This is a genomic window from Herminiimonas sp. (assembly GCF_030645555.1).
GTDB lineage: Bacteria > Pseudomonadota > Gammaproteobacteria > Burkholderiales > Burkholderiaceae_D > Oxalicibacterium.
On the sequence record NZ_JAUSME010000206.1, the window covers coordinates 1 to 7,737 of the forward strand.

The 7,737-nt window shown below is 57.4% G+C and carries 8 protein-coding genes; 5 read left to right on the top strand and 3 right to left on the bottom strand.

The window, feature by feature from the left end; translation table 11 throughout:
- On the top strand, positions 1-1,111 hold a 1,111-nt coding region (locus tag Q7T06_RS07955), incomplete at its 5' end, for a sulfate adenylyltransferase subunit 1 (RefSeq protein ID WP_304783081.1).
- A 17-nt stretch (positions 1,112-1,128) separates the two neighbouring features.
- On the top strand, positions 1,129-1,872 hold the full coding sequence (cobA, locus tag Q7T06_RS07960; RefSeq protein WP_304783084.1) for a uroporphyrinogen-III C-methyltransferase: 744 nt from the start codon (positions 1,129-1,131) through the stop codon (positions 1,870-1,872).
- A 43-nt stretch (positions 1,873-1,915) separates the two neighbouring features.
- Here the strand turns inward: cobA and Q7T06_RS07965 are convergent, their stop codons facing one another.
- Genes Q7T06_RS07965 through lptF form a run of 3 tightly spaced genes read right to left on the bottom strand, consistent with a single transcriptional unit; the run spans position 1,916 to position 4,574 of the window.
- Positions 1,916-2,296, bottom strand: coding sequence for a sirohydrochlorin chelatase (locus tag Q7T06_RS07965; protein ID WP_304783087.1), 381 nt, complete (start codon positions 2,294-2,296; stop codon positions 1,916-1,918).
- Positions 2,297-2,298: 2 nt separating this feature from the next.
- Positions 2,299-3,447, bottom strand: a complete 1,149-nt coding sequence (lptG, locus tag Q7T06_RS07970) for an LPS export ABC transporter permease LptG (protein ID WP_304783089.1) — start codon at positions 3,445-3,447, stop codon at positions 2,299-2,301.
- On the bottom strand, positions 3,444-4,574 hold the full coding sequence (gene lptF / locus Q7T06_RS07975; RefSeq protein WP_304783091.1) for an LPS export ABC transporter permease LptF: 1,131 nt from the start codon (positions 4,572-4,574) through the stop codon (positions 3,444-3,446). The genes lptG and lptF overlap by 4 nt, the downstream gene beginning before the upstream one ends.
- A 39-nt stretch (positions 4,575-4,613) precedes the next feature.
- On the opposite strand from lptF, the gene Q7T06_RS07980 reads away from it, so the two are divergent.
- The 3 genes from Q7T06_RS07980 to ybgC all read left to right on the top strand — a co-directional run bounded on the left by Q7T06_RS07980 (position 4,614) and on the right by ybgC (position 7,585).
- Positions 4,614-6,125 carry a leucyl aminopeptidase gene (locus Q7T06_RS07980; RefSeq protein WP_304783093.1) on the top strand — a complete coding sequence of 504 codons (1,512 nt, stop codon included), beginning with the start codon at positions 4,614-4,616 and terminating at the stop codon, positions 6,123-6,125.
- Positions 6,126-6,240: 115 nt separating this feature from the next.
- Positions 6,241-6,993: an SDR family NAD(P)-dependent oxidoreductase gene (locus tag Q7T06_RS07985; RefSeq protein WP_304783097.1), complete on the top strand. Its 753-nt coding sequence runs from the start codon at positions 6,241-6,243 to the stop codon at positions 6,991-6,993.
- 166 nt (positions 6,994-7,159) lie between these two features.
- Entirely contained in the window at positions 7,160-7,585 is a 426-nt protein-coding gene (gene ybgC / locus Q7T06_RS07990) for a tol-pal system-associated acyl-CoA thioesterase (protein WP_304783100.1), read from the top strand.
- The last annotated feature ends 152 nt before the right edge of the window (positions 7,586-7,737 follow it).

Here is a 7,737-nt window from a genome sequence, read left to right on the forward strand (position 1 = left end):
GCTGACAGACGGCCTGGAAGCAGAACGCGAACAAGGCATCACAATCGACGTCGCGTATCGCTATTTCGCCACGCCGAAACGCAAGTTCATCATCGCTGACACACCCGGTCATGAGCAGTACACGCGCAATATGGTCACCGGTGCCTCGACCGCTGATGCAGTCATCATTCTGATCGACGTCTCGAAAGTAAAGCTGGGCGACGACGGCAGCGTGGAATTACTGATCCAGACCAAGCGTCATTCGACCATCGCGCATCTGCTGCAGATCGAACACGTGATCGTCGCCGTCAACAAGATGGATCTGGTCAACTACGACCAGACCGTCTATGACCGCATTGTTGCTGCCTATGCAGAATTCGCCAAGACGCTGGGCTTGAAGGATATCCATCCGATCCCATTGTCGGCGCTGGCCGGCGACAACGTGGTGACGCGCGGCGACAAGCTGTGCTGGTACCAGGGCCCGACCCTGATCGAATTGCTGGAGTCGCTGAGCGTCCACGATGAATCGCATGAGGAACCATTCCGCTTCCCGGTGCAACTGGTGGCGCGCCACAACGGCCACGAAGCCGATGATTTCCGCGGTTACATGGGACGCATAGAAGCCGGCAAAGTGAGAAAAGGCGACAAGCTGGTCGTGCAACCTGGCGGCCAGACTGCCACCGTTAAGGATATCCAGACCTTCGACGGTTCGCTGGAGCAAGCCGTGGTCGGTCAATCGATCACCTTGCTGCTGGAAGAACACGTGGACATTTCACGCGGCGACATGCTCTCTGCCGCTGACAGGCCGGCTGCATTGCTGAAGACCGTCAACGCCGACATCTGCTGGCTGTCGGAAGAGCCGCTTGATGTACGCCGCAAATACTGGCTCAAGCACACGACGCGCCAGGTTGCTGCACGCATCACGAAAATCGATACGCTGCTCGACATCAACACGCAGGAAAAACGCCCTGCCGATGAAGTCAAACTCAACGGCATCGCCAGCGTGACGATCAATGTACAGCAACCATTGGCAGCCGATGCCTACGATGCAATCCGTACGACCGGCGCCTTCATCCTGATCGATGAAGTCACGCATCAAACGGTGGCCGCCGGCATGATACGTCTGGCCTGAGAAGCTATACCCGGCTCATGGCGCAGGAAAAGACAGCGTACGGAAAAGTCTATCTGATAGGTGCCGGACCGGGCGCTGCCGACCTGATCACGCTCCGCGGTGCGCGCATACTGGCGCAAGCCGATGTCGTGCTGCACGATGCGCTGGTGACGGCAGAGATGCTGGCGCTGTGTCCGCAGGCGGAGAAAATCCCGGTCGGCAAACGCAGCGGCCAGCGCTCCACCGCGCAGCTCGCAATCAATGAATTACTCGTTGCGTGCGCAGAAAAATATCCGCTGGTGGTACGCCTCAAAGGCGGCGACCCGATGCTGTTCGGGCGCGCCGATGAAGAACTGCATGCGCTCGAATCGCGCCATATCGAAGTCGAAATCGTGCCCGGCATCACCACCGCACTGGCTGCCGCCGCGGCCACCCTGCAACCGCTGACCAAACGCGGCATCGCCCGCAGCGTCGCCTTCTTCACCTCCAGCACGGCACCCAATCAACCCGATGAGTTGACGCTGCCAGATTGCGACACCCTGATTCAATACATGGGTGGGCGCGAAGCCGTCATCACTGCGCAGAAATTGCTGGAACAGGGCCGCTCACCGGCACTGCCGGTGATCGTGGTGGAAAACTGCAGCCTGGAAAATCAGCGCATCCTGCGCATGACCTTGCGCGATCTGGAACAGGGATTGGGAGAACGCCAGGGGCCGGTGCTGGTGATGATAGGCGCGGCGCTGGAAGCGCGCGTCACGCCTGAAAAGCAGAATGAAAAATAGATAGCACGCAGCAGTGCCATTGATGCCGCCAGGACGGCCGGCCTTACTCCAGCGCAGCCAGGCAATAATTTGCCATCGCATTCAGCACTTGCGCATCTTCCCCTACCGCCGCGGCTATCCTGAACGAGACAGCAGGATGGCTGGCCTCCAATTCATCGACGACCAAAGGCAGATCCCGTCGCACATGGCCGCCCTGCCCGAGGAACACGGGCACTATCGTCACATCATCGATGCCTGCATCTATCAATTCCAGCGCCAGTTCCGGCAAGCGCGGCGACATCAATTCCAGAAACGCGAGCGAGACATGCAATTGCGGCGACTGCGCCTGCACGATGGCCTGCAGGCGCTGGAACGGTTCGGCCCAGCGCGGATCGCGCGCGCCATGCGCAAACAAGACCAGGGCACGGCGTTTTTGTACGGTCATCGTCAATGCCTCTCTATCCATAACAGTGCGCCGATTGCAGCCAGCAAAAACAAGGTGCTCGGCAGTATTGCCGTTGCAAACGGCGGCCAGGTATTGAGCAAACCCAGGTGGGAAAACATGCTGTTGATCAGCAAAAAGCTCACGCCTATCATGATGCCGGTGAAAATTTTCAGGCTGACACCGCCGGAGCGGAAATGCAGGTAGGCAAACGGCAGGGCCAGCGCCATCATCACGAATACTGCGAACGGATACGTCACCTTCTTCCAGAAGGCAATTTCATAGCGCGCTGTTTCACGATTGTTTTCCGCCAGATATTGCGTGTAGCCGACCAGATCGTATGCCGACATTTGTTCCGGCGTGACTAGCCCCACCGACAGGATGTCTGGCGTGACTTCGGAGACCAAGGCTTTGCTGGCGAATCTTACCGTCGAGATGGCTGTCTTGATGTCGCTGGCAGCAGTCGCGCCCTGCAATACCGTATCGCTGAAAGCGGCTTCCGAGCCATCCGACAGCATCCACAGATTGGGCCCCTTGTAGTCGGCTCTTGCTGCCGTGATCAAGGCAGTCAGATGGAAGTCACGATTGAATTCATATATCTTGAGATCGAGTAATTGCCCATCCGATCGAATCTCCCGCACATTCAGGAAACGCGAACCAGTCGCCTCACTATCCGGCCCGCCCGCCCTGATCACATCCTTGGTCCACAAACCGGAACGAAACTCTTGCGCGAATGATGCGCCCTGGCTGGTCAAGCGCAATTTTTCAGCCATGTTGGACGTGATCGGCACGACAAATTCGCCGAATACAAAGGTAGTGACTGCGAACACCATGCCTATCTTGACCAGCATCATGCCGGCCATCGCCGTCGACATGCTGGAGGCACGCATGATGGTGAACTCGGAGCGCGCCGCGAACTGGGAAAGCGTCCAGATCGTGCCTATCAATGCCGCAATCGGCATCAACTCATAGACATAGCGCGGCAAGCCCATGAGCACATACAGGAAAGCGTGCTCTATCTTGTAGCCGCCATGTCCGACCGCCTTCAATTCGCCGACCAGATCAAAGAATGCGAACAAAGCCAGGAACGCAATCAGTACGAACAGCACCGAACGTATGATTTCAGTCGCAAAGTATTTTTGCAGGATTTTCATGCTGCCACCCGCCGTCCGAAATACGCACGCTTGAGCAGGGACCAGACGACCAGCGGATGGTAGCGACTATTGACCTTGAGACGCCACAGGAAAAACGCCGTGACAATAATCAGCGCAACCAGATGCACCGGCCACCATGCAAGCATCAGGGGCACGCGGCTTTGCACCACGGTCGCTTGTGTAAAACTGAGCATGTTGCTGTAGAAAACAAACAGGAAGAGTGCAATCAGCAGATTCGCTGAGCGACCACCGCGCGGATTGACAAAACCGAGCGGTATCGCCAGCAGCATCAGCAGGATGCCCATCACAGGCAGGGAAACACGGAACAGCAATTCGCCATCGTTGAAGTTCGATCGGTTTTTCAACAGGGTGCGGGTCGGTATCGCACGTGAAGTCGTATCGCCGACCACCGCCTTGGATTCACTCCCCACCAGCACGCCATAGCGATCGAATTCCATCAACTGAAAGTCGGACTGGGTAGGCACGCCGTCATAACGACGTCCCTGATGCATGACCAGGAATTTATCGCCGGACGGTTCTATTTCCACCGTCCCCTCCCTGGCAACGACTACGCTGGTCTTGCCGTTTTGCATGCTGCTGACGAATACATTCTTTACCCGCGTCGTATCGCCGGAAATACCTTCGACAAAAAATACCCGGTTGGACGAGGAAGATTCCTGGAATTTTCCGGGTGACACGCGCGCGATATCTTCGCGGTTTGCATAACGCTCCTTGTAAATGGCGCTTTGCTGATTCGACCAGGGCGTGAGAAACAGGCTCAGCACGGCCGTCATCAACACGATAGGCAAACCGAACCACATGACCGGCGCTATCCAGCGCGACAGGCTCAGACCGGAGGCAAACCACACGACCATTTCAGAATCCTGATAGCTGCGCGTGACTACCAGCAGCACCGACACGAAGCCGGTCAGGTTCAGGATAATCGGCAGATAGTTAAGCGCAGAAAAACCCATCAATGCGACGACATCGGAAGACGCGACTTTGCCGCCTGCAGCCTGCCCCAGGATACGAATCAGCATCACAGTGATCGTAATAGTGAAAAGGGTAGTGAAGACGGCGCCAGCGGTACTGAGCAAATCGCGTCGAAGCGCGCGCTGAAAAATCATTGGAAGGCTATAATCGTGGATCGACAAGGAGAGTAACGCATGGACTTTAGCATAAAATCATTGGACGCAAAAAGCACTATCGCCAGTATCAAGACGGGGTGCATCGCAGTCGCAGTATTTGAAAACAAAAACCTGTCATCTGCTGCGCAGGCATTGAACCACAAAGGCGACATCAGTGCAGCGCTAAAGTCTGGCGACATTTCCGGCAAGGCCGGCACTACCCTGCTGTTACGCGGCGTCAACGGCGTCGCCGCCGAACGCGTCTTGCTGGTTGGCCTGGGCAAGGAAGAAGCCGTCAGCGAAAAGGATTTCTCGAGCGCAGTGCAGGCAATGGCACGCGTCTTCACCACGCTGGGCGCCAGTGACGCCATCATCGCGCTGCCGCTGGATGCCGTTGCCGCGCGCGATGCCTCATGGGCCATACACAGCACCATCCTCAATACCCGCGACGCCGCCTACCGCGGCGACAGCTTGAAGAGTAAAAAAGAACCGGCCGCTAGCGGCGTCAGGAAAATCGCATTTGCCGTCAGTACAGTCTCGGCCAGCATTGCCAAGGAAGCGGTCGCGCACGCCGTCGCCGTCGCCAATGGCGTCGCCCTGACCAAGGACCTGGGCAATCTTCCTGCCAACGTCTGCACACCGACCTATCTCGCCAATGCTGCAAAAAAAATGGCCAAGGATTACAAGCTCGGCGTTGAAGTGCTCGATCGCAAGCAATTGCAGGCACTGAAAATGGGCAGCTTCCTGTCGGTCACCAACGGCAGCGATGAACCGCCAAAATTCATCGTCCTCAAGCACATGGGCGGCAAGGCCAAGGACGCACCTGTGGTGCTGGTCGGCAAAGGCATCACCTTTGACTCCGGCGGCATTTCGCTCAAGCCGGGCGCGGCGATGGATGAAATGAAGTACGACATGGGCGGCGCCGCTTCCGTGCTCGGTACCATGCGCGCGGTTGCGGAATTGAAATTGAAGCTCAATGTCATCATCGTCATCCCCAGCTGTGAAAACATGCCATCCGGCAGCGCGACCAAACCGGGCGACATCGTTACCTCCATGTCTGGCCAGACCATAGAAATCCTCAACACCGATGCCGAAGGCCGCCTGGTCTTGTGCGACGCGCTGACTTATGTCGAGCGCTTCAAGCCAGCCGCAGTGGTGGACGTCGCCACGCTGACCGGCGCCTGCATCACTGCGCTCGGCCATCACAATTCCGGCCTGTTCACCCGCAGCGATGATGCGCACGACGCCCTCGCGCATGAATTGCTCAACGCCGGCAAGGCCTCCGGCGACACCGCATGGCGCATGCCGATCGAAGACAGCTATCAGGAACAGTTGAAATCGAATTTTGCCGACATGGCTAATATCGGCGGCCCGGCAGCCGGCAGCGTGACCGCCGCCTGCTTCCTCGAGCGCTACACAAAGAAATACACCTGGGCGCATCTGGATATCGCCGGCACCGCGTGGAAAAGCGGCGCCGCCAAAGGCTCGACCGGGCGTCCGGTGCCGCTGTTGACGATGTTCCTGGTCAAGCGCGCACAGGCTGGCGAATAAATCAGACGGCAAATGCGCGGGTACGGTTAATCAGGCCGCGCCCGCGCATTTCATTCTGCACAGCCACACATCCGTGGACATGGATGCAGGCTCATTTTCCAACAAAGGAAATCCGATGATCGTTTTAATCACAGGCGCAACTTCCGGCTTCGGTGCTGAAATGGCGCGAAAATTCGCGCAACATGGCAATAAAGTGATCGCCACAGGGCGCCGCGAAGATCGCCTCGCAGCATTGGCGGCAGAAATCGGCCCGGCGCTGCTGCCGGTCGTCATGGACGTGACCGACAAGAACTCGATCGCCGCCGCGCTGGCTGCATTGCCGGCGGATTGGCAGGAAATCGACGTATTGATCAACAATGCCGGCCTCGCGCTCGGCGTCGCACCTGCGCAAAGCGCCTCGCTGGATGAATGGGAAACCATGATCGCCACCAATTGCAAAGGCCTGGTGACGGTCACGCGTCTGGTCTTGCCGGAGATGGTCAAGCGCAATCGCGGCACCATCATCAATATCAGTTCCAGCGCCGGCGCCTATGCCTATCCCGGTGCCAATGTATATGGCGCCACCAAGGCCTTCGTCGACCAGTTCACGAAGAACCTGCGCGCCGATCTGGTCGGCACCGGCGTACGCGCCTCCAACATAGCCCCCGGCCTGGCAGGCGGCACCGAATTTTCCAATGTGCGCCTGAAGGACGATGCCGCTGCCGCCAAGGTATATGAAGGTACGGTGCCGCTGAGCGCGGCCGATATTGCAGAAACTGCCTACTGGATAGCGACGCTGCCGGCGCATGTAAATATCAACCATATCGAATTGATGCCGACCTGCCAGGGTTTTGGTCCACTGCTGATCAAGCGTAATGTGGCGCCATAGCTGGATGCGGCTGGCACACGGCGGCTGGTATCATATTTGCAATAGAAGGTAACAAGCTTGTCACGCAAAATGAATATCATTGATAATCATTGATAATCGCAGGCTAATCCGCAGCACATCACGGCCACGCCGCCTGCGCGTTGCCAACTCAGGGTAAACAGATCAAATGCTGTCAAATTTTACGTGGACGATACGCGTCTACTATGAAGATACCGATGCCGGCGGCGTTGTGTTTTACGCAAACTACCTGAAATTTTTTGAGCGCGCGCGCACCGAATGGCTGCGTACTGCCGGCGTCAGCCAGCAATTGATGACAGAGACGCATGGCGTGATGTTCGTCGTCAAGAGCACGGCCGTCGATTACCATGCGCCGGCAAAACTCGATAATGAACTGAAATTATCCGTCGTCGTCGAAAAGATGGGCCGCGCCTCGGTACAATTCATACAGCAGGCATGGCGCATCGATGGCGAGCGCGAAGAGTTGCTCGCTACCGGGCGCATCAAGGTCGGCTGCGTCGATGCCCTGCGCTTCAGGCCCAGCGAAATCCCGCCAGAAGTCTTGCAGCGCATACAGGATATCGAAGCGTCATGAACGCGGCTTGCAGCTATCCATCGATGCAGCAGTTACAGCACCAAATCGCACCGCCTCATACCGGTTACGCATACAATTGAGCACATTCGACTACACCACACTTCCATGACCGTCACCCAAGATCTCTCTTTCGTCCACCTCATCACCAACGC

Excerpts from the sequence above, each read along its gene's own strand:
- lptF (WP_304783091.1), bottom strand. The coding sequence starts at position 4,574 with ATGATTTTTCAGCGCGCGCTTCGACGCGATTTGCTCAGTACCGCTGGC.
- ybgC (WP_304783100.1), top strand. The coding sequence starts at position 7,160 with ATGCTGTCAAATTTTACGTGGACGATACGCGTCTACTATGAAGATACC.
- Q7T06_RS07980 (WP_304783093.1), top strand. The coding sequence starts at position 4,614 with ATGGACTTTAGCATAAAATCATTGGACGCAAAAAGCACTATCGCCAGT.
- lptG (WP_304783089.1), bottom strand. The coding sequence starts at position 3,447 with ATGAAAATCCTGCAAAAATACTTTGCGACTGAAATCATACGTTCGGTG.
- cobA (WP_304783084.1), top strand. The coding sequence starts at position 1,129 with ATGGCGCAGGAAAAGACAGCGTACGGAAAAGTCTATCTGATAGGTGCC.
- Q7T06_RS07965 (WP_304783087.1), bottom strand. The coding sequence starts at position 2,296 with ATGACCGTACAAAAACGCCGTGCCCTGGTCTTGTTTGCGCATGGCGCG.
- Q7T06_RS07985 (WP_304783097.1), top strand. The coding sequence starts at position 6,241 with ATGATCGTTTTAATCACAGGCGCAACTTCCGGCTTCGGTGCTGAAATG.